Origin of the sequence: Streptomyces sp. NPDC002018, assembly GCF_042890865.1 — a bacterium.
Taxonomy (GTDB): Bacteria; Actinomycetota; Actinomycetes; order Streptomycetales; family Streptomycetaceae; genus Streptomyces.
In genome coordinates this window covers 81,191-102,977 of the sequence record NZ_JBIASO010000014.1, presented here as the reverse complement: position 1 = coordinate 102,977, position 21,787 = coordinate 81,191, and the positions used below count along the sequence as shown (strand labels likewise).

At 71.4% G+C, this 21,787-nt stretch carries 16 protein-coding genes; 8 read left to right on the top strand and 8 right to left on the bottom strand.

Features of this window, described 5'->3' with window-relative positions; genetic code table 11:
• Positions 1-72: 72 nt before the first annotated feature.
• The 6 genes from ACFYYH_RS23385 to ACFYYH_RS23360 all read left to right on the top strand — a co-directional run bounded on the left by ACFYYH_RS23385 (position 73) and on the right by ACFYYH_RS23360 (position 8,890).
• The gene (locus tag ACFYYH_RS23385) at positions 73-1,173 is read left to right on the top strand and encodes a substrate-binding domain-containing protein (protein WP_388554504.1); all 1,101 of its coding nucleotides are present in this window, start codon (positions 73-75) and stop codon (positions 1,171-1,173) included.
• Positions 1,174-1,410: 237 nt separating this feature from the next.
• Positions 1,411-2,199: an ATP-binding cassette domain-containing protein gene (locus ACFYYH_RS23380; protein WP_388554244.1), complete on the top strand. Its 789-nt coding sequence runs from the start codon at positions 1,411-1,413 to the stop codon at positions 2,197-2,199.
• Positions 2,196-3,512, top strand: a complete 1,317-nt coding sequence (locus ACFYYH_RS23375) for a sugar ABC transporter permease (protein WP_388554241.1) — start codon at positions 2,196-2,198, stop codon at positions 3,510-3,512. Before ACFYYH_RS23380 ends, ACFYYH_RS23375 begins: the two co-directional genes overlap by 4 nt.
• A 278-nt stretch (positions 3,513-3,790) precedes the next feature.
• A complete protein-coding gene (dxs, locus tag ACFYYH_RS23370) occupies positions 3,791-5,695 on the top strand; it encodes a 1-deoxy-D-xylulose-5-phosphate synthase (protein ID WP_388554239.1) in 1,905 nt (634 codons plus the stop codon).
• Positions 5,696-5,910: 215 nt separating this feature from the next.
• Positions 5,911-7,371, top strand: a complete 1,461-nt coding sequence (locus ACFYYH_RS23365) for an amino acid permease (RefSeq protein WP_388554237.1) — start codon at positions 5,911-5,913, stop codon at positions 7,369-7,371.
• Between the two features lie 31 nt (positions 7,372-7,402).
• The gene (locus tag ACFYYH_RS23360) at positions 7,403-8,890 is read left to right on the top strand and encodes a glycosyltransferase family 39 protein (RefSeq protein WP_388554235.1); all 1,488 of its coding nucleotides are present in this window, start codon (positions 7,403-7,405) and stop codon (positions 8,888-8,890) included.
• Here ACFYYH_RS23360 and ACFYYH_RS23355 read toward each other — a convergent pair.
• Positions 8,866-9,258 (bottom strand): NTP pyrophosphohydrolase, encoded by a 393-nt coding sequence (locus ACFYYH_RS23355; RefSeq protein ID WP_388554232.1) that lies wholly within the window; start codon positions 9,256-9,258, stop codon positions 8,866-8,868. The two genes, ACFYYH_RS23360 and ACFYYH_RS23355, sit on opposite strands and share 25 nt — an antisense overlap.
• A 110-nt stretch (positions 9,259-9,368) precedes the next feature.
• Here ACFYYH_RS23355 and ACFYYH_RS23350 point away from each other — a divergent pair, with 110 nt between their 5' ends.
• Entirely contained in the window at positions 9,369-10,529 is a 1,161-nt protein-coding gene (locus ACFYYH_RS23350; protein WP_388554229.1) for a hypothetical protein, read from the top strand.
• 102 nt (positions 10,530-10,631) lie between these two features.
• Here the strand turns inward: ACFYYH_RS23350 and ACFYYH_RS23345 are convergent, their stop codons facing one another.
• The 5 genes from ACFYYH_RS23345 to ACFYYH_RS23325 all read right to left on the bottom strand — a co-directional run bounded on the left by ACFYYH_RS23345 (position 10,632) and on the right by ACFYYH_RS23325 (position 17,900).
• Entirely contained in the window at positions 10,632-12,755 is a 2,124-nt protein-coding gene (locus tag ACFYYH_RS23345) for a 3-hydroxyacyl-CoA dehydrogenase NAD-binding domain-containing protein (protein ID WP_388554226.1), read from the bottom strand.
• Positions 12,752-13,972 carry a thiolase family protein gene (locus ACFYYH_RS23340; RefSeq protein WP_388554223.1) on the bottom strand — a complete coding sequence of 407 codons (1,221 nt, stop codon included), beginning with the start codon at positions 13,970-13,972 and terminating at the stop codon, positions 12,752-12,754. Before ACFYYH_RS23340 ends, ACFYYH_RS23345 begins: the two co-directional genes overlap by 4 nt.
• Positions 13,973-14,724: 752 nt before the next feature.
• Positions 14,725-16,080: an HRDC domain-containing protein gene (locus tag ACFYYH_RS23335; RefSeq protein WP_388554220.1), complete on the bottom strand. Its 1,356-nt coding sequence runs from the start codon at positions 16,078-16,080 to the stop codon at positions 14,725-14,727.
• A gap of 77 nt (positions 16,081-16,157) precedes the next feature.
• Positions 16,158-16,817 carry a response regulator transcription factor gene (locus ACFYYH_RS23330; RefSeq protein ID WP_093605154.1) on the bottom strand — a complete coding sequence of 220 codons (660 nt, stop codon included), beginning with the start codon at positions 16,815-16,817 and terminating at the stop codon, positions 16,158-16,160.
• A 393-nt stretch (positions 16,818-17,210) separates the two neighbouring features.
• Positions 17,211-17,900 (bottom strand): DUF3000 domain-containing protein, encoded by a 690-nt coding sequence (locus ACFYYH_RS23325; RefSeq protein WP_388554218.1) that lies wholly within the window; start codon positions 17,898-17,900, stop codon positions 17,211-17,213.
• Between the two features lie 91 nt (positions 17,901-17,991).
• On the opposite strand from ACFYYH_RS23325, the gene hemE reads away from it, so the two are divergent.
• The gene (gene hemE / locus ACFYYH_RS23320) at positions 17,992-19,056 is read left to right on the top strand and encodes a uroporphyrinogen decarboxylase (protein WP_388554215.1); all 1,065 of its coding nucleotides are present in this window, start codon (positions 17,992-17,994) and stop codon (positions 19,054-19,056) included.
• Between the two features lie 68 nt (positions 19,057-19,124).
• Here hemE and ACFYYH_RS23315 read toward each other — a convergent pair whose 3' ends face one another.
• Both ACFYYH_RS23315 and ACFYYH_RS23310 read right to left on the bottom strand, forming a co-directional pair.
• Positions 19,125-20,504, bottom strand: a complete 1,380-nt coding sequence (locus ACFYYH_RS23315; RefSeq protein WP_388554212.1) for an FAD-dependent oxidoreductase — start codon at positions 20,502-20,504, stop codon at positions 19,125-19,127.
• Positions 20,505-20,577: 73 nt separating this feature from the next.
• A complete protein-coding gene (locus ACFYYH_RS23310) occupies positions 20,578-21,675 on the bottom strand; it encodes a DUF4349 domain-containing protein (protein ID WP_388554209.1) in 1,098 nt (365 codons plus the stop codon).
• Positions 21,676-21,787: the final 112 nt, after the last annotated feature.

Below are 21,787 nucleotides of genomic sequence, written 5' to 3'. Positions count from 1 at the left end.
CGAGTTGACTTCCAGCCACCTCGGCCGCAACGTCGCGGCCTCGTCAGGGAGGTTTGTGAAGTGAACGCAAAGATGCGTCGTGCTGCCGTGGCCGCCGCCGCCACCGCGATGGCCGTCTCGCTCGCCGCTTGTGGCAGCGCGAAGGAGTCCGGTGACAAGGCCGAAGAGTCCAAGCCGGCCGCCGATGGCCCGATCACGGTCGGCCTGCTCCTGCCGGAGAACCAGACCGCCCGGTACGAGAAGTTCGACAAGCCGCTGATCGAGAAGAAGGTCAGCGAGCTGACCGACGGCACCGGCAAGATCGTCTACGCCAACGCCAAGCAGGACGCGACCCTGCAGAGCCAGCAGGCCGACACCATGATCACCAACAAGGTGGACGTGCTGGTCGTCGACGCCGTCGACTCCAAGGCCATCGCCAGCTCGGTGAAGAAGGCCAAGGAGGCCGGCATACCGGTCGTGGCGTACGACCGTCTCGCCGAGGGCCCGATCGACGCCTACACCTCCTTCGACAACGAAGAGGTCGGCCGGGTGCAGGGCAAGGCCCTCCTGGAGGCGCTGGGCGACAAGGCCAAGTCGGGCCAGATCGTCATGATGAACGGTGCCGTCACCGACCCGAACGCCGCCATGTTCAAGAAGGGCGCGCACTCCGAGCTCGACGGCAAGGTGAACATCGGCAAGGAGTACGACACCAAGGAGTGGAAGCCGGAGAACGCCAACGCCAACATGGAGGGCGCCATCTCCGCCCTGGGCAAGGACAAGATCATCGGCGTCTACTCCGCCAATGACGGCATGGCCGGCGGTATCATCACCGCCCTCAAGGGCGCCGGCTTCGCCACCCTCCCGCCGGTCACCGGCCAGGACGCCGAACTCGCCGGTGTGCAGCGCATCGTGACGGGCGAGCAGTTCATGAGCGTCTACAAGTCCTACCCGCAGGAGGCCTCCGTGGCCGCCGAGATGGCCGTCGCGCTCGCCAAGGGCGAGAAGCTCGACTCCATCGCCAAGACCACGGTCGACAGCGCCACCACCAAGGGCGTCCCCTCGGTGCTCGTCCCGGTCGTCTCGCTGACCAAGGACAACATCAACGACACGGTCATCAAGGACGGCATCTACACCGTCGGTGAGATCTGCACCGGCAAGTACAAGGCCGGCTGTGACGCGATCGGTCTGAAGTAGGTCCCCGGGACCGAGAGGTCCCTTCCGGGCCCGCCCGGGACCTGCCCCCGGTGAAGCCTGTCCGGCACCCCGCCCACCAACAGCCCCGCAGCTCGGGCGGGGTGCCGGATGGATCCACCCCGGCCGCCGTGCCATGCCGTGCGCCCGCACCGCGTGGCCGGCCCCTTACGTTCTCTTCTGCTCGACCTCCGCGCCTCCCCCCGGCGCGGCATCCCCGCCGGTCAGGCGGCGAAGGAGATGGTTCACGTGACCGCTACGCCCGTGCTGGCGTTGCGAGGGGTCTCCAAGCGATTCGGTGCCGTCCAGGCGCTCACCGACGTAGAGCTTGAGGTCCACTCCGGTGAGGTGGTCGCCCTGGTCGGCGACAACGGCGCCGGGAAATCAACGCTGGTGAAGACCATCGCCGGCGTGCACCCCATCGATGACGGAGTCATCGAGTGGGAAGGCAGGCCCGTCTCGATCGGCAGGCCGCACGACGCCCAGAACCTGGGCATCGCCACCGTTTACCAGGACCTCGCCCTGTGCGACAACATCGATGTCGTCGGCAATCTGTTCCTCGGGCGTGAACTCCGCAGCTGGGGCGTGCTGAACGAGGTCGAGATGGAGCGCCGCTCGCGCGAGCTGCTCACCACCCTCTCGATCCGGATACCCAGTGTCCGTATCCCGATCGCCTCGCTCTCCGGCGGCCAGCGGCAGACCGTCGCCATCGCACGGTCCATGCTCGGCGAGCCCAAGCTGGTCATCCTGGACGAGCCGACCGCGGCCCTCGGTGTCGAGCAGACCGCCCAGGTCCTCGACCTCGTCGAGCGGCTGCGCGAACGCGGCCTCGCCGTCCTGCTCATCAGCCACAACATGGCGGACGTCAAGGCCGTCGCCGACAAGGTGGCCGTGCTCAGGCTGGGCACCAACAACGGCGTCTTCGACGTCGCGTCCACCTCGCAGGAAGAGATCATCGCCGCCATCACCGGAGCCACGGACAACGCCGTGACCCGTCGCGCGTCGCGCACCGTGGAGGTTCAGAAGTGACCACCGAGAACACCTCCCCCTCGCTCGACAAGGCGGCGCCGTCCGGTACGGCCCCCGCCCCGGTCGACGCCCCCGCCGCGGCGGACGGCGCGGTCACCGCGGTCGACCCGCGGCTGCTCGTACGGGAGCAGGGCTTCGCGGGCTACATCTCCGAGTTCCGGCGCAAGATACGCGCCGGCGACCTGGGTTCCATCCCGGTCGTCATCGGTCTGCTGATCATCTGTGTCGTCTTCCAGAGCCTGAACTCGAACTTCCTGTCCGCGGAGAACATCAACAACATCTCCGTGGCCATGGTCGGCACCGGCATGATCGCCGTCGGTATCGTCTTCGTCCTCCTGCTCGGCGAGATCGACCTGTCGGTCGGCTCCGTCAGCGGTGTGTCCGGTGCCATCGTCGCCGTGCTGAGCGTCACCCACGGGATGAACGAGTGGCTGGCCCTGGTGATCGCCATCGTCAGCGGCGCGGTCATCGGCGCCATCCACGGGTTCTTCTTCGCCCGGGTCGGCGCGCCCGCGTTCGCCGTCACCCTCGCCGGTCTGCTCTTCTGGCTCGGCTTCATGCTCCAGATCCTCGGCGACAACGGCACGATCAACCTGGACCCCGACGGTCTGGTCGCCAAGCTGACCACGCACTACTTCACCGATGTCGCCGCGGCCTACGGGCTCGCGATCGTCGCGGTCGTGGTGTTCTTCGCCACGTCCTTCCTGGAGAACCGCCGCCGTGAGGCCGCCGGTGTCCCCTCCAGGCCGCTCAGCGAGATCGTGCTGCGCACCGTCGTCCTCGCGATCGTGGCCTTCGCGGCGGCGATCATGTTCAACCAGTACAAGGGTCTGCCGCTCGCGCTGGTGATCTTCCTCGTGGTGCTGGTCGTGACCGACTTCGTGCTGCGCCGCACCACGTACGGCCGCAAGGTCTTCGCGCTCGGCGGCAGTGTCGAGGCCTCCCGCCGCGCCGGTATCAACGTCACGCTGATCCGGGTCTCCGTCTACTCGATCGCCGGTACGTTCGCGGCCATCGGCGGTCTCTTCATCGCCTCCAAGATCGCGGCGGCCAACCAGGGCGCCGGCACCGGTGACCTGCTGATGAACGCCATCGCGGCGGCCGTCATCGGTGGCACCAGCCTCTTCGGCGGCCGGGGCCGCACCTGGAACGCGCTGCTCGGTGTCATGGTGATCACATCGATCCAGTACGGACTGGCCCTCCAGGGCATCGCCACCCCGATCCAGTACATGATCACCGGTGGGGTGCTGCTGGCCACCGTCGTGATCGACTCCGTCACCCGGAAGACCCAGAAGACCGCGGGCCGCGCCTGAGGTTCGCCCCCGGCGGCCGTCCCGCAGACGTACGGGCCCGTGCCCGGCACCCCGCCCCGGGGTGCCGGGCACAGCCGTGTTCCGGGTCTAGTCGGTATGACCTACATACAACTGATCGAGTGATGAGTTATGCACCGCCCACTGATGACAGCCGCGAACGGAACATTAGACTCGCCAGATCGGCAGAGCTCGACCAGCCCAAAACGCAAGGAGGCACAGTGAAGCAGGTGCCGCGCGAAGCGCGCCGAGCAGGGGCGGGGGTGGGCGGATGGGAGCTGATGACTCGCATCAGGGAGCCTCGCGACCTGGACCGGCTCGGCCCGGAGCAGCTTGACGAGCTGGCCGGAGAGATCCGGTCGTTCCTCGTGGACGCGGTCTCCAAGACCGGCGGCCACCTCGGTCCGAACCTCGGCGTCGTCGAACTGACCATCGCCCTGCACCGCGTCTTCCACTCGCCGAAGGACAAGATCCTCTTCGACACGGGCCACCAGTCGTACGTCCACAAGCTGCTCACCGGACGTCAGGACTTCTCCCGGCTGAAGAGCAAGGGCGGTCTGTCCGGCTATCCCTCCCGCGCCGAGTCCGAGCACGACATCATCGAGAACTCGCACGCCTCGACGGTGCTCGGCTGGGCCGACGGTCTCGCCAAGGCCAACCAGGTCCTGAACAAGGACGACCATGTGGTCGCGGTCATCGGTGACGGCGCGCTGACCGGCGGCATGGCCTGGGAGGCGCTGAACAACATCGCCGCCGCCAAGGACCGCCCGCTCGTCATCGTCGTCAACGACAACGAGCGTTCGTACGCGCCGACCATCGGCGGCCTCGCGGACCATCTCGCCACCCTGCGGACCACCGACGGCTACGAACGCTTCCTGGCCCGTGGCAAGGACCTCCTGGAGCGCACCCCGGTCGTCGGCCGTCCCCTCTACGACACCCTGCACGGCGCCAAGAAGGGCCTCAAGGACTTCATCGCCCCGCAGGGCATGTTCGAGGACCTCGGGCTGAAGTACGTCGGTCCCATCGACGGCCATGACATCGAGGCCCTGGAGTCCGCGCTGCTGCGGGCCAAGCGCTTCGGCGGCCCGGTCATCGTGCACTGCCTCACCGAGAAGGGCCGGGGCTACCAGCCCGCGCTCGCGGACGAGGCGGATCGTTTCCACGCCGTCGGCAAGATCCACCCCGACACCGGTCTGCCGATCGCCTCCTCGGGCGTCGACTGGACCTCCGTGTTCGGCGAGGAGATGGTCAAGCTCGGCCGGGAGCGCGAGGACATCGTCGCCATCACCGCCGCCATGCTCCAGCCGGTCGGTCTCGACAAGTTCGCGAAGATCTTCCCCGACCGGGTGTACGACGTCGGCATCGCGGAACAGCACGGCGCCGTCTCCGCGGCGGGCCTGGCCACCGGCGGGGTCCACCCCGTCTTCGCCGTCTACGCGACCTTCCTCAACCGGGCCTTCGACCAGGTCCTGATGGATGTCGCCCTGCACCGCTGCGGTGTGACCTTCGTCCTGGACCGCGCGGGGATCACCGGCACCGACGGCGCCTCGCACAACGGCATGTGGGACATGTCGATCCTCCAGGTCGTGCCCGGTCTGCGGATCGCCGCGCCCCGCGACGCCGACCAGGTGCGCGCCCAGCTCCGCGAGGCGGTGGCCGTCGACGACGCCCCGACCGTGGTGCGCTTCTCCAAGGGCGCGGTCGGTCCCGCGGTCGCCGCCGTCGGCCGCGTCGGCGGCATGGACGTGCTGCGCAGGCCCGAAGAGGGCCCGGCGGACGTCCTGCTGGTCTCCGTCGGCGCGCTCGCCCCGATGTGCCTGGAGATCGCCGGGCTCCTCGACAAGCAGGGCATCACGACCACCGTCGTCGACCCGCGCTGGGTCAAGCCGGTGGACGAGGCACTCGCCCCGCTCGCCGAGCAGCACCGGGTCGTCGTCACCGTCGAGGACAACAGCCGCGTCGGCGGCGTCGGGTCCGCGATCGCCCAGACCCTGCGCGACGCCGGGGTCGACGTACCGCTGCGGGACTTCGGCATCCCGCCGCGCTTCCTCGACCACGCCTCCCGCAAGGAGGTCTTGGCCGAGATCGGGCTGACCGCCCCGGACATCGCACGGCAGGTCACCGGCCTGGTCGCGAAGCTGGACGGCCGGCTGGTGCCCTCACCCACCGAGGCCGCCCGCGACTAGGACGCCACGTTCGCGACACGCCCCTGAGCATTCCCTCGAACGGCTGATGGGCCGGTCGGTCCGCCCTGTACGGGTGGTCCGACCGGCCCATCCGTGTGAAAAACGACGTCGCGGGCGCCCCCGGGTGCGCGGCCTCTCGATCATGGCCGGAACGACGCGCACACGGAGGTATGCCGGTGAGTACACAGCACGCCCCGGGACCAGCCGGAAACGGGATGTTCCGCACCAAGGATGTCGAGCAGTCCATCCGCGACACCGAGGACCCCGAGTTCGCGCTCAGGAAGTCCCTCTCCGCGCTCGACCTCACGGTGTTCGGCGTCGGTGTGATCATCGGTACGGGCATTTTCGTGCTGACCGGCGTGGTCGCCCGGCAGAACGCCGGACCCTCCACCGCGCTCGCGTTCATCGCCGCCGGGGTCGTCTGCGGACTGGCCGCCCTCTGCTACGCCGAGTTCGCCTCGACCGTACCGGTCGCCGGATCCGCGTACACCTTCTCGTACGCCTCGCTCGGTGAACTCCCCGCCTGGATCATCGGCTGGGACCTCGTCCTGGAACTGGCGCTGGGCTGCGCGGTCGTGGCCGTCGGCTGGTCCGGCTATGTGCGCTCACTGATGAACAACGGGGGCGTGAGCCTGCCGGAGTTCCTGTCCGGCACCCACGGCGGGACGTTCGGCTTCGACCTGCTCGCCTTCCTCCTCGTCCTCGTCCTGGCCGGCATCCTGATCGTCGGCGTGAAGCTCTCCTCACGCGTCACCGCCGTCATCGTCGCCGTCAAGGTCACCGTCGTACTGATCGTGATCGTCGTCGGCGCCTTCTTCATCAACGGCTCCAACTACCGGCCGTTCATCCCGCCCGCCCGGCCCAGCGCCGGCGGCCGCGGACTGGACGCCCCGCTCATCCAGCTCATGTCCGGCTTCGTGCCGACCCACTTCGGCGTCATGGGCATCTTCACCGCCGCGGCCGTCGTCTTCTTCGCCTTCATCGGCTTCGACATCGTCGCCACCGCCGCCGAGGAGACCGTGAACCCGCAGCGCGACGTGCCGCGCGGCATCCTCGGCTCGCTCTTCCTCTGCACCCTGCTGTACGTCGCGGTCTCGCTCGTCGTCACCGGGATGCAGCACTACACCCGGCTCTCCGTCGACGCCCCGCTCGCCGACGCCTTCAAGTCCGTCGGCCATCCCGTCTGGGCCGGTCTGATCAGTTTCGGCGCGGCCGTCGGACTCACCTCCGTCTGCATGATCCTGCTGCTCGGCCAGACCCGGGTGTTCTTCGCGATGAGCCGCGACGGACTGCTCCCCAGGACCTTCTCCCATGTCCACCCCCGGTTCGGCACGCCCTACCGCTCCACCGTCCTGCTCGGGGTGATCGTCGCGATCGTCGCGGGCTGCACCTCCATCGAGGAACTCGCCGGACTGGTCAACATCGGCACCCTCTTCGCCTTCGTCGTGGTCGCGCTCGGCGTCATCATCCTGCGCCGACGCCGCCCCGACCTGCCCCGGGCCTTCCGTACCCCGCTGGTGCCGTATCTGCCGGTCGCGTCCGTCCTGGCCTCCCTGTGGCTGATGCTCAATCTGCCCGCCGAGACCTGGCTGCGGTTCGGCGTCTGGATGGTCGTCGGCTGTGTCCTCTACGCCGTCTACGGACGCGCCCACAGCCGCCTCGGAACCTCCCGCTGACGGCGGACAGCGGCTCGTAGCGGCCCCCGCCATGCTTGCCGAGCCACCACCGCCCGCCCTGCGGCCCGTACGCCCGGAGCACCGCGCCGCACCGGCCACGGCGCCCCGGACCGCCCCCTACTGGCGGCGGCTGCTCCCGGTCGTCGCGCTGCTGGTCCTGATCACCCGGATCCCCTCCTTCCGCCACCCCCTGTGGAGCCCCGACGAGGGCTATCTCGCCGTCCAGGCGCGGATGCTGGCCGACGGGGGAGCGCTGTACGAGACCGTCGTCGACCGCAAGCCGCCCCTGCTGCCCTGGCTGTACGAAGCCGTCCTCGCGCTCTGCGGCGACGGCACCCTGTACGCGGTGAAGGTCCTCGCCGCCGTCGCCCATCTGCTCACCGCCGCCCTGCTGGCCGCGATCGCGCGCGAGCGCTGGGGCGACCGGGCGGGCAGGACCGCCGGAGTCCTGCATCCGCTGCTCTCCGTCGGCCTCAACCCCGAGGACACCCAGGCCGCCACCTTCGAGGTCTTCATACTGCCGTTCACGGCGGCGGCGATCTGGTGCGCGGGCCGGGGGCGCCCCGGCGCCGCCGGACTCGCCGTCGCCGGGGCGCTGCTGACGAAACAGACCGGCGGCGCCGTCCTCGTCCCCGTCCTGTGGCTGCTGCGGCGCTCCGCGCCCGGCGGCGCCGGACTGCCGAGGCTGGCCGCCGGGCTCGCCCTGCCGGTCCTCGCCGCCGCCCTGCTCACCGACCCGTCCGGCTTCGTCTTCTGGACGGTGACGGGATCGGCCGCGTACGCCGCCTTCACCGGCTCCGGACTCCATGTGCTCTCCCGGGGGCTGGCGAACACCGCCCTCCTCGCTCTCGCCTGCTCCGCGCTGCTCGCACCACTGGCGCGCGCCCGGCGCACCGCCCGGGGAGACACCGCCGATCTGTGGGTGTGGCTCGCCTCCTCCGCCGTCGCCGTCGTGGCCGGCCTCCACTTCTTCGGCCACTACTTCCTCCAGCTCGTGCCGCCGCTCGTGCTGCTGGCGACCGCCGCCCTGCGCCCGCTGTCCCGCGAACGGGCCGCGTCCGCGCTGCTGACCTCGGTCGGCGTCTGCGCGCTGTTCCTCACCTGGGGGATGCTCGCGCCCCGCCCCGAACTGGCCCACGCCCAGCGGCTCGCCGACGCGGTACGGGCCCGTACCGCGCCCACGGACCGGGTCCTGGTCTGGGGGATGCACCCGGAGACGTACTGGCTCGCCGGCCGCACCCCCGCCAGCCGCTATCTGACGGCCGGTCTGCTCACCAACTACAGCGGCGGCAGGGACAGCCCCCGGGTCGGCGAGAGGTACGCCGTCACGGGCGCCTGGCCCGTGCTCCTCGCCGAGCTGCGCTCCCGTCCGCCGCTGCTGATCGTGGACGACTCGCGCGGCGGCCCCTACGCCCCCGGCCGGCTGCCCACCCTGCGCGCGCTGCTGGCCCGGCAGTACGAGCCGCTGGCGGCGACGGTCGACGGCGCGGTGCTCTACGTACGCTCCTCCGGAGGCTGACGTACCGTCCGGGGGCCCGCGCACTCCGCGCCGTACCCCGCCACCCGCCGGCGCAGCTCCCGGTCGGCCGTGACGACGACACAGGGGACCCCGTCCCGCGCCGCACGCGCCGCCAGCTCCACGATCCGGTCGTCGCCGCTGCCGGGCGCGGGCTCGACCCGTACCCCCGGCACCGGTGCCACCTCCCGGGCGGTGCCCTCCACGACCAGGACGAGTTCCACCGGCCCCGGATGCCCGGCGATCCCCCGTTCGGCGTAAGGCACCAGGGAATCGCGCAGCCGCTCGGTGGCCCCGCGCCGGTCGCGCCACCATCCGTCGGGGACGGAACCCACCACGTTCGCCGCGTCCACGATGATCTGAGTCCGCATCCCGGAAGCGTGTCACAGCGCCGCGGGCCCCGGGCTCCCGGACCCACCGGAGCACCCGCGCGTATCATCGTGTCCCGGGTTTCCAGCGCCCGGGAAGGTGGCGGCGGGCCATGACACCGAGGTCCGGACGGATGTCGAGACGGTCGGGGGACGGCGCGGGCAAGGCCGTGGACATGGCCGGGCCACGCCGCACGCCTCCGGCGTTTCCCGTGGACACCTCCCTCCCCGCCACCACCGGCTGGCTGCTGCGCGGCAAGGACGGCAGGCTCACGGCCTACGCGCCCGCCGCCGACGGGGTGCTGCGCTGGACGGAGACCCGGGTCGGCGGCCCCGGCTGGACGGGCCCCGAACCCCTCGCCGCCCCCGGTCTGCTGCCGTATCTCTCCATCTCCCGCAGCGCCGAGGGGTTCGTCCATCTGCTGGGGCTGCGGAAACGTCACCGCGCCGACGGGCCGAGCGACACCGATCTGGTGCACGCCGTGCAGTTCCAGACGGGCCGTCCGCTGCGGGACTGGCAGTCGCTGGGCAATCCGCACGGCAAGGACCGCGAGAAGGGCGTCCACATCGGACTGCCGTCGGCGGTCCTGGACCCGACCGGCTCCGTGCACCTCTTCGTACGCAACGCCAACGGCGGTCTGTCGGCCAAGAACCAGTCGCCCACGGGCCGTTGGCAGGCCTGGGGCGGTGCGAACCCCGAGAAGGGCACGGAGCTGACGGGCGAGACGGCGGCGGCCATGACCGACCAGGGCCGGATCGAGGTCCTCGTCCCGGCCCGGGACACCGTCGTCCGCTGGCTCCGCGAGAAGCCCGAAGCACCCCTGGAACGCGCCGGGGACGAGCCGGTCGCCCCCGTCGCGCCCGGCACGCTCATCGCCGAGCGCACGGGCGCGGGGCGGCTCACCCACTTCTGGCGGGACGCCGAGGACAGCACGGTCCACGCCTGGCGGCCGGGAACGGAACCGGCCCGGCTGGGCGGCCCGGGCACCGGCCCGCTGGCCCTGCTCCGTACCCCGGTCGACGGCCACGACTGCACGATCCTCGCCCAGCGCGGCCCCGACGGCCGCCCCAGCATCGCCGCCTATCCGACCGAGAACGAGGCCGCCGGCCTCAACTGGACCCTGTCCGGCGACCCCTGCGTCGGCGCCCCGGCGCTGGCCCTGGACGGCGAGGGAAGAGTGGTCCTGGCCGCGCTCGGCGAGGACGGCACCCTGCGCCTGGCCCGCCAGAAGGCGGAACCGGGCCTGGCACTGGCGGCCTGGACACGCGTCTGACGCCCCGTCGCGGAGACACGATGAGAGACCCGCCCCCATGGGAAACGGGCGGGTGGGGAAGTCTCCTCGCCCCACCCGCCCGTTTCCCGGCGCCTGTCTCCGTTACGCGGGCACGCTCGCCACACCCGGGGCCAGGAACGGCTTGCCGTTCACACGCTCCGAGACGCCTTCCCGGTCCAGATACGGGGTGATGCCGCCCAGATGGAACGGCCAGCCCGCGCCCGTGATCAGACAGAGATCGATGTCCTGGGCCTCGGCGACGACGCCCTCGGCCAGCATCAGACCGATCTCCTGCGCCACCGCGGCCAGGACACGCTCGCGCGTCTGCTCCTCCGTCAGGACCGTGCCGCCCTGCTTCAGCAGCGCGGCGACCTCCGGGTCCAGCTCCGGGGCGCCCGAGTCATAGACGTAGAAGCCGCGCTTGCCCGCCTTCACGACCGCCGCGAGATTCTCCGAGACCGTGAAACGGTCCGGGAACGCGCGGTGCAGGGTCTCGGAGACATGCAGCCCGATCGCGGGACCGACCAGCTCCAGCAGCACCAGCGGCGACATCGGCAGCCCCAGCGGCTCCACCGCGCGCTCCGCCACCTCCACCGGGGTGCCCTCGTCGATCACGTTCTGGATCTCGCCCATGAAGCGCGTGAGGATACGGTTGACGACGAACGCCGGGGCGTCCTTCACCAGCACCGCGCTCTTCCTCAGCTTCTTGGCCACCGCGAACGCTGTCGCCAGCGACGCGTCGTCGGTCAGCTCACCGCGCACGATCTCCAGCAGCGGCAGGATCGCGACCGGGTTGAAGAAGTGGAAGCCGACGACCCGCTCCGGGTGCTTCAGCTTCGACGCCATCTCCGAGACCGACAGCGACGAGGTGTTGGTGGCGAGGATCGCGTGCGCCGGGGCGACCGCCTCCACCTCCGCGAACACCTGCTGCTTGACGCCCATCTCCTCGAAGACGGCCTCGATGACGAAGTCCGCGTCGGCGAAGCCCTCGGCCTTGTCCAGCACACCCGAGACCAGGCCCTTGAGCCGGTTCGCCTTGTCCTGGTTGATACGGGACTTCAGCAGCAGCTTGTCGATCTCGCCGTGCACATAGCCGACGCCCTTGTCGACGCGCTCCTGGTCGATGTCCGTGAGGACGACCGGGACCTCCAGGCGGCGCAGGAAGAGCAGCGCGAGCTGCGAGGCCATCAGCCCCGCGCCGACCACACCCACCTTGGTGACCGGACGGGCCAGCGACTTGTCCGGGGCGCCCGCCGGGCGCTTGGCGCGCCGCTGCACCAGATTGAAGGCGTAGATCCCGGCGCGCAGCTCGCCGCCCATGATCAGGTCCGCGAGGGCCCGGTCCTCGGCGTCGAAGCCCGCCTGGAGGTCGCCGTCCTTGGCCGCGGCGATGATGTCGAGCGCGCGGTAGGCGGCCGGGGCCGCGCCGTGCACCTTGGAGTCGGCGAAGGCCCGGCCGCGCGCGACGGCCTGGTCCCAGGCCTCACCGCGGTCCACCGCGGGCCGTACGATCTCCAGCTCGCCCTTGAGCACGGACGCCGTCCAGAGCAGCGACTGCTCCAGGAAGTCCGCGCCCTCGAAGATCGCGTCGGCGATCCCCAGCTCATGGACCTGGGCGCCCTTGAGCTGCTTGTTCTGGTTGAGCGAGTTCTCGATGACGACCGAGACCGCGCGGTCCGCGCCGATCAGGTTCGGCAGGAGCGTACAGCCGCCCCAGCCCGGCACCAGACCGAGGAAGACCTCGGGCAGCGAGAACGCGGGCACCGCGGCCGACACCGTGCGGTAGCGGCAGTGCAGACCGACCTCGACACCGCCGCCCATCGCCGCGCCGTTGTAGTACGCGAACGTCGGCACGGCCAGTGCCGCGAGCCGCTTGAAGACCTCGTGGCCGCCCCGGCCGATCGCGAGGGCGTGCTCGTGGCGCTTCAGCAGCTCCACACCCTTGAGGTCGGCGCCGACGGCGAAGATGAACGGCTTGCCGGTCACCCCCACACCCACGATGGCGCCCTCGGACGCCTCGGCCTCGACCTGGTCGATCGCGGCGTCCAGATTCGCCAGCGACTGCGGGCCGAACGTCGTCGGCTTCGTGTGGTCCAGGCCGTTGTCCAGCGTGATGAGCGCGAAGCGCCCGGCCCCCGGGAGGTCGAGATGGCGTACGTGCGCCTGGGTGACGACCTCGTCGGGGAACAGCTCGGCCGCGCCCTTCAGGAGTTCAGCGGTGCTCACTTGGTGCCTCCGTCGAAGTGCGGGTTCTCCCAGATGACCGACGCGCCCATGCCGAAGCCGACGCACATCGTGGTCAGTCCGTAGCGGACGTGCGGCTGCGCCTCGAACTGCCGGGCGAGCTGCGTCATCAGCCGTACACCGGAGGAGGCCAGCGGATGACCGAACGCGATGGCGCCGCCGTACTGGTTGACACGCTCGTCGTCGTCCGCGATGCCGTAGTGGTCGAGGAAGGCGAGCACCTGTACCGCGAAGGCCTCGTTGATCTCGAACAGCCCGATGTCGGAGATCGACAGACCCGCCTTGGCGAGGGCCTTCTCCGTCGACGGGATCGGTCCGTACCCCATCACCTCGGGCTCGACGCCCGCGAAGGCGTACGAGACGAGCCGCATCCTGACCGGCAGCCCCTGCTCGCGCGCGAAGTCCTCGGCGGCGATCAGCGAGGCCGTGGCGCCGTCGTTGAGCCCGGCGGCGTTGCCCGCGGTGACCCGGCCGTGCGGCCGGAACGGCGTCTTCAGCCCGGCCAGCGTCTCCAGCGTCGTCCCCGGCCGCATCGGCTCGTCCGCGGTGGCCAGACCCCAGCCGGTCTCGCCCGCCTCGGCGTTGGTACGGCGGATCGAGATCGGCACCAGATCCTGCTGGATCACACCGTTCGCATACGCCTTCGCGGCCTTCTCCTGCGACCGCACCGCGTACTCGTCGGCACGCAGCCTGGTCAGATGCGGGAAGCGGTCGTGCAGGTTCTCGGCCGTCATCCCCATGAAGAGGGCGGACTCGTCGACGAGCTTCTCGCTCACGAACCGGGGATGGGGATCCACACCCTCACCCATCGGGTGGCGCCCCATGTGCTCGACCCCGCCGGCCAGGACGACGTCGTACGCGCCGAAGGCGATGGAGCCCGCGGTACTGGTCACCGCGGTCAGCGCGCCCGCGCACATACGGTCCACGGAGTAGCCGGGCACGGACTGCGGCAGCCCCGCGAGGATGCCCGCGGTACGGCCCAGGGTGAGGCCCTGGTCACCGATCTGCGTGGTCGCGGCGATCGCGACCTCGTCGATACGGGCCGGGTCGAGATCCGGGTTGCGGCGCAGCAGCTCCCGGATCGCCTTCACGACCAGATCGTCGGCCCGGGTCTCGTGGTACATGCCCTTCGGGCCCGCCTTGCCGAACGGGGTACGGACGCCGTCGACGAAGACGACGTCCCTGACGGTACGAGGCACGATGGCTCTCCTCCAGGGTGCGGGATGGCACTGCGGGGCACGCCAGGGCGTGCTTCCCCTCCCATGCTACTTGCCGGTAACCATCCCGCCCAGCCCGGCTGTGTTTTTTTGGGCGCACCTTCTTTTTCGGGGCTCGGTTCGCCTCCGGGGCGCCTCATGTCGGTGCCGACAGTCGACCGTGCTCGGTTCGCTCGTTCCTCACGAACCTCCGCGCGCTCTCCTTTTCGGCACCGACGCGCCCCTTCGGCTCACACACCTTCTTTTTGAGGGCTCGGTTCGCCTCCGGGCGCTGGATGCCACTGTCGACGGTCGACCGTGCTCGATTCGCTCGTACCTCACGAACCTCCGCGCGCTCTCCCTTTCGACAGCGGCGCGCCCTTCGGCTCACTCGCCGGCGGCCGACAGCAGCCAGAACGTCAACGCACCCCGGGCGGCCGGGGTGACCCGGCACCCGAGCGGGGCCCACCGGCGGGAGGCCACCGCGGCCGGTGCATGCCCACCCACCCGGTGGCCGGAGCGCGGCGGGAGGGGGTCGGGGTCGTAGGAGGTGCGTGTTCGGACACTAAAGCGTGATTTGTGGCGTCCGGACGCCCGTATCCAGCGCACGGCCAGGGGCGCCGTAAATCATGCCGTCCGGACATGTACCTCCGGAGGCCCCGGCACCCGGCACCACCCACCCACCGCACCCCGCCACGGCCCCCCGCCGGAGGCGCACCGCACCGCACCCCGCGCCGCGAGGCGCGCCCCGCCCCCTAGCCCGCAGCCGCGCCGCCCGCACCCGCGTCGCCCGCAGCCGCGCCGCCGCCACCCGCAGTCGCGCGCCCCACCGCCGTCGTCAGCAGCGGCGCCACCTGCTCGATCTGCCACGCCCGCGCCCCGAACTCCGCCAGCGCCGCCTCCACCGCCTCCACCGTCCGCTCCCGCGGCGGCTCCCAGCAGACCCGCCGCACCGTGTCCGGGGTGATCAGATTCTCCTGCGGCATGTTCAGCCGTTCCGCCAGCGCCGAGACCGCCGCGCGCGCCGCCGACAGCCGCGCCGCGGCCTCCGGGTCCTTGTCCGCCCAGGAGCGCGGCGGCGGCGGGCCCGCGACCTGCTGGCCCGGCTGCGGCAGCTCCGCGTCCGGCAGCGCCCGCGCCCTGTCCACCGCCGCCTGCCACTGTTCGAGCTGACGGCGGCCCATGCGGTGGCCGAAGCCGGGCAGCGCGGTGAGGGCGTGCACCGTCGCCGGCAGGGCCAGCGACGCCTCGATGATCGCCGTGTCGCTCAGCACCTTGCCCGGGGAGACATCGCGCCGCTGCGCCACCCGGTCACGGGTGGTCCACAGCTCCCGTACCACCGCCATCTGACGCCTGCGGCGCACCTTGTGCATCCCCGACGTACGGCGCCACGGGTCCTTGCGCGGGGCCGGCGGCGGGGCGGAGGCGATCGCCTCGAACTCCTGGTGCGCCCACTCCAGCTTGCCCTGACGGTCCAGTTCCTTCTCCAGCGCGTCGCGCAGATCGACCAGCAGCTCGACATCGAGCGCGGCGTACCGCAGCCACGGTTCGGGAAGGGGCCGCGTCGACCAGTCGACGGCGGAGTGGCCCTTCTCCAGCGCGTACCCGAGGACGTTCTCGACCATCGCGCCGAGCCCGACCCGGGGGAAGCCCGCCAGCCGGCCTGCCAGTTCCGTGTCGAACAGCCGGGTGGGCGTCATGCCTATTTCGCGCAGGCACGGGAGATCCTGGGTGGCCGCGTGGAGAATCCACTCGGTCTCCGCGAGCACCTCGCCGAGACCGGAGAGATCGGGGCAGCCGACCGGATCGATCAGTGCCGTGCCCGCGCCCTCACGGCGGAGCTGCACGAGATAGGCGCGCTGGCCGTACCGATAGCCGGACGCGCGCTCCGCGTCGACGGCCACGGGTCCGGTGCCCGCGGCGAAGGCCGCGGTCACCGCGGCCAGGTCTGCCTCGGTGGCGACCACCGGCGGAATGCCCTCGCGGGGCTCCAGCAAGGGGATCGGCGCCGATTCGACGTCGCCCGGGGGCTGCGACATCAGCGGCTGCCGCCGCGGGCCCCCGGTGGTTCGCAGTGCTGGCTCTGCTGCGGTCTCTTGGGCGTCGGTCACCTGTCAAGGGTATCTGTGAACGGACGGCGCCCGTCGACGGAACGTTCCGTCGACGGGCGGTGGGGGAGAAGAGGCGGTCAGTGGATGATGCCGGTACGGAGGGCCACGGCGACCATCCCCGCCCGGTCACCCGTGCCGAGCTTGCGCGCGATACGGGCGAGATGGCTCTTGACGGTGAGCGCGGACAGGCCCATCGAGACACCGATGGCCTTGTTGGACTGGCCTTCGGCCACCAGCCTGAGCACCTCGACCTCACGGCCGGAGAGCTCGCGGTAGCCGCCCGGGTGGCTCGGCGCGCCCGGGGGACGGCGGTGCATGCGCTGACCGGCGCCGATGGGGGCGGCGCCGGGGCGGGTGGGGTGGCCGATGTTGGTACGCGTACCGGTGACGACATAGCCCTTCACGCCGCCCGCGAGGGCGTTGCGCACCGCGCCGATGTCATCGGCGGCGGAGAGGGCGAGGCCGTTGGGCCAGCCGGCGGCTCGGGTCTCGGACAGCAGGGTCAGCCCGGAACCGTCGGGCAGGTGGACGTCGGCAACACAGATGTCGCGCGGGTTGCCGACGCGGGGGCGTGCCTCCGCGATGGACGACGCCTCGATGACGTCACGTACTCCAAGCGCCCACAGATGGCGGGTGACGGTGGAGCGGACGCGCGGGTCGGCCACGACGACCATGGCCGTCGGCTTGTTCGGGCGGTAGGCGACCAGGCTTGCGGGCTGCTCGAGGAGAACGGACACCAGGCCTCCTGGGGAAGGTGCGGGACGGCGCCGGCTCTGGGGGATGAAGCCGGGGGGAACCGTGTTTGAAGGGTCATTGACCTCTTCGGCAGCAATCCCGCCCGCCTTTAGGGAAAGATCACGATTTGGTGAGTAACAATTCGGGCAATTCGGATGGGTGATCGATCATCCTATGACCCGTCCCACCGCGCCGACGTGCGCGGAGAGCAGGGGGGAGCGCCCCGGTGGCGTGAGGGAGCCAGGCCGGCGGCACGCGGCCCGTCGGGAACACGGCGCGGTGGTGGGGAGGGCGGGGCGACGGCGTGAAGGGGCGTCAGGACGACCGAGGGCACCCAGGGAGACCCCGGGGCGGCTCGGCACACCCGGGGGCCGGGCGGCACACGCGGGACTCGCTCAGGACACCTGCGGACCGCGTCGCTGGGGCAGGGAGACGACACCCGCGCCGGAGCCCGCCTCCGTGTGCCCCGGCCCCGGTCCGGCGGTGGCCGGCGGCAACCCGGCGACCTGGCAGAGCAGATCGCACCAGGCGGCGAGATGCGCCGCGGTGTCGGGCACGCCGCCCCGGCCCTCGCGCGGTGTCCACGAGGCCCGGATCTCGATCTGGGTCGCCGGCCTGCGCTCGGCGAGACCGCCGAAGTAGTACGAGCCGGCCTGGGTGACCGTGCCGCTGGCCTCCCCGTACGACAGACCGCGCGCCTCCAGCGCGCCCGTCAGCCAGGACCAGCACACCTCGGGCAGCAGCGGATCGGCGGCCATCTCCGGCTCCAGCTCCGCCCGCACCAGCGTCACCAGCCGGAACACGCCCTGCCAGGCCTCGTGTCCGGCCGGGTCGTGCAGCAGGATCAGCCGGCCGTCCGCGAGATCCTCCTCGCCGTCGACGACCGCCGCCTCCAGGGCGTACGCGTACGGTGCCAGCCGCTTGGGCGGCGGGGTCGGCTCGATCTCGACCCCGGGACGCAGCCGCGCCGACCTCAGTGCTTCGACCGCCGTACGGAACGCGGACGGGACGGAGCCCCCCTCCGCGCTGTCCGTTCCCTCGGTGCCGTTGGAATGATCGGAAAACTGTCCCTGAGCCGCAGCCATGCGGGGAAGAGTAGGCGGAACCCGCGCCTCGCGCAGGGAGGGACACCCGGGCCGGGGCAGCGGCTTCCCCGTACATGCGAAGATTCTGGGCGTGAGCGCGATTGACCGCCCCCCGGGCCAGCAGACGAAGACGTACGAATCGGCCTTCCTGAAGGCCTGCCGGCGTGAACCGGTACCGCACACGCCGGTCTGGTTCATGCGGCAGGCGGGGCGCTCGCTGCCGGAATACCTCAAGGTCCGCGAGGGGATTCCGATGCTGGAGTCCTGTATGCGGCCCGAGCTGGTCACCGAGATCACGCTCCAGCCCGTACGGCGCCACAAGGTCGACGCCGCGATCTACTTCAGCGACATCGTCGTCCCCCTCAAGGCCATCGGCCTCGACCTCGACATCAAGCCGGGCGTCGGCCCGGTCGTCGCCGACCCGATCCGCAGCCGGGCGGATCTCGCGCGGCTGCGTGATCTCACCCCCGACGACGTCTCCTATGTCACCGAGGCGATCGGCATGCTGACCGGGGAGCTGGGCGCCACCCCGCTCATCGGTTTCGCGGGCGCGCCCTTCACCCTCGCCAGCTATCTCGTGGAGGGCGGCCCGTCCCGCAACCACGAGCACACCAAGGCCATGATGTACGGCGACCCGGCGCTCTGGGCCGATCTGCTGGACCGGCTCGCGGAGATCACCTCGGCCTTCCTCACGGTTCAGATCGAGGCCGGCGCGAGCGCCGTGCAGCTCTTCGACTCCTGGGTGGGTGCCCTGGCGCCGGCCGACTACCGCCGCTCCGTACTGCCTGCCTCGGCCAAGGTCTTCGACGCCGTCGCCCCGTACGGTGTGCCGCGCATCCACTTCGGCGTCGGCACGGGCGAACTGCTCGGCCCGATGGGCGAGGCCGGCGCGGATGTCGTCGGTGTCGACTGGCGCGTACCGCTCGACGAGGCGGCCCGCCGGGTCGGCTCCGGCAAGGCGCTCCAGGGCAACCTCGACCCGGCCGTCCTCTTCGCCCCGACCGAGGCGGTGGAGGAGAAGACCCGCGAGGTGCTCGACGCGGCGGCCGGTCTTGAGGGCCATATCTTCAATCTGGGCCATGGTGTGCTGCCCAGCATGGACCCGGACGCCCTGACCAGGCTGGTGGAGTACGTCCACACCCGGACCGTTCGCTGAGTGTGGTCCGTGACGGGGTCCGCCACCGCGGACCCCGTCACGGCCCCCCCCGGGCCGGCCGGACAGGCCTATATGCCGGCCGCCCGTACCGCCGAGGTGGCCTTGCGCGCGGCGACCAGCACCGGATCCCAGACCGGGGAGAACGGCGGGGCGTAGCCGAGGTCCAGGGTGGTCATCCGCTCCACCGTCATCCCGGCGGTCAGCGCCACCGCCGCGATGTCCACGCGCTTTCCCGAGCCCTCGCGGCCCACGATCTGGGTCCCCAGCAGCCGGCCCGTACGGCGCTCCGCGAGCATCTTCACCGTCATCAGGGCCGCGCCCGGGTAGTACCCGGCGGTGTTGGTGGACTCGATGGTCGCGGTCACGAACTGGAGACCGGCCCGGCGGGCGTCCTTCTCGCGCAGCCCCGTGCGGGCGATCTCCAGATCGCAGACCTTGCTGACGGCCGTACCGACCACTCCGGGGAAGGTGGCGTACCCGCCGCCCACGTTCGCGCCGATGATCTGGCCGTGCTTGTTCGCGTGGGTGCCCAGGGCGATATGGCGCGTCGTGCCGGAGACCAGGTCGAGCACCTCCACACAGTCGCCGCCCGCCCAGATGTTGTCGTGACCGCGCACCCGCATCGACTGGTCGGTGAGCAGTCCGCCGTGCGGGCCGAGAGGCAGTCCGGCCGCGTGGGCGAGGGAGGTCTCCGGCAGGACACCGATCCCGAGCACGACGACATCGGCCGGGTACTCGGCGTCCTCCGTGGCGACGGCCCGCACCCGGCCGTCCTCCCCGGTGAGGACCTTGGAGACCGCGGCACCGCCGACCGTGGTGATGCCCATTCCGTCCATCGCCTCATGGACCAGCCGGCCCATGTCCGGGTCGAGCGTGGCCATCGGCTGCTCGCCCCGGTGGACGACCGTGACCTCGTAACCCCGCTTGAGCAGCGCCTCGGCCATCTCGACACCGATGTAGCCCGCGCCGACGACGACCGCGCGCCGGCCCTCCGTACCGGCCAGCGTGTCCAGCAGCGCCTGGCCGTCGTCGAGGGTCTGCACGCCGTGCACGCCCGGCGCGTCGATCCCGGGCAGCGCGGGGCGCGTGGGCCGCGCGCCCGTCGCGAGGACCAGCTTGTCGAAGCCGGTCCAGCTCTCCGTGCCATCGCTGAGATCCCGTGCCAGAACCCGCTGCCCGGCCACATCGATCTCCATGACCTCCGTACGCGTACGGAGATCGATGGCGCGTTCGCGGTGCTCCTCCGGAGTACGGGCGATCAACTCGTCCCGTTCCGCCACGTCACCGCCCACCCAGTAGGGGATGCCGCAGGCCGAGAACGAGGTGAAGTGGCCGCGCTCGAAGGCGACGATCTCCAGTTCCCCGGGGCCCTTCATCCTGCGGGCCTGCGATGCGGCGGACATCCCCGCCGCATCGCCCCCGACGACCACCAAGCGCTCCGCCGCCATCGCGTGTCCCTTCCTCGCGTCTCCGTGGGGAACTGCGTCTCCGTGGGGGAACGCTACGCGGGGCGGAGCCGGATCAGTCCTCCGGTGTCGCCCGGGGCGGGGGACCGGAGGGACGAGTGGGACCGGCAGGAGTGCCCTGACCGGCGGGGGCGCCCTGACCGTGAGCGTTACCGGGACCGTGAGCGGCGCCCTGACCGTGAGTGCCGGGACCGGTGGGACGGACGGGAGGCGCCGGGGCCGTGACGGGACGTCCCTGGTGCGCCCCGGTCACGGGCAGCAGACGCCGCGCCAGCAGCCACAGCACGTAGAGCACGGCGAGCGCGCCGGCGAACGGGGCCACCGCGCCGATCACGACCGCGATCCAGCGCAGCGTCGCGGTGAACGCGTTCCAGCCGCCGCCCAGCGCGTCCAGGAAGCCCGGCGCGTCCGCCTCCTCCCGGTCCTTCTTCACGACCGGCTCTTCGGAGAGCTCCAGGGTGATCGTGGCCAGCGTGGTGCGGTCCTTGAGCGAGGCCTGCTGCGCGAGCAGGGACTCCAGCGCCGCCTGGCGGCTGCTCAGTTCCCCTTCCAGCGCCACCACATCGCCGAGCTTGGTGGCCCGGTCCATCAACTCCCGTATCCGCGCCACGCTCACCCGCTGCGAGGCGATCCTGCTGTCGACGTCGACGACCTGGTCGGTGACGTCCTTGGCGTTCGCCTTGCGGGCCAACAGCGTCCCGGTGCCCGCCAGTTCGGACAGCACCTCGTCATAGGCGTCCTGCGGGACCCGCAGCACGATGCGCGACCTCACATGCGCGTCCTCGACCCGCTCGGTGGACTCGTTCTCGACCAGACCCCCGGAGTCCTCCGCCGCGGCACGCGCCGTGGCCAGCGCCTTCTGCGTGTCCTTGACCCGTACGGTGAGTTCGGCGGTGCGGATCACATGGGTCCCGGCCCGCGACGGCGCCGCGGTCTTCTCCCCCTGGCTCCCGGGCGCCCCGGCCGCCCGGTCCGCCGCCCCCGCGCCCTCCTGCTCGCCCTCCTGCTTGCCCTCCTGTGCCGGAACGGCCTGCGCCGCTCCGTCCGAGACGGACTTCTCGCTGTTGTCACTGCCGGCGCCGCCGGCACTGCATCCGGCGAGTGCGAGCGAGATCGTGAGTAGTGCTGCCGCGAACGCGGGCATCCTGCGCATCTGGGCCCCCCTGGGCGGAAAACGAATGATGCCGGTTCGACGTGCGGGACCCGTGCGCGGGTTGCCCGTTCACGGTTCCGAAGCGGTCACGGTCGGGACTCGGTACGGGTCG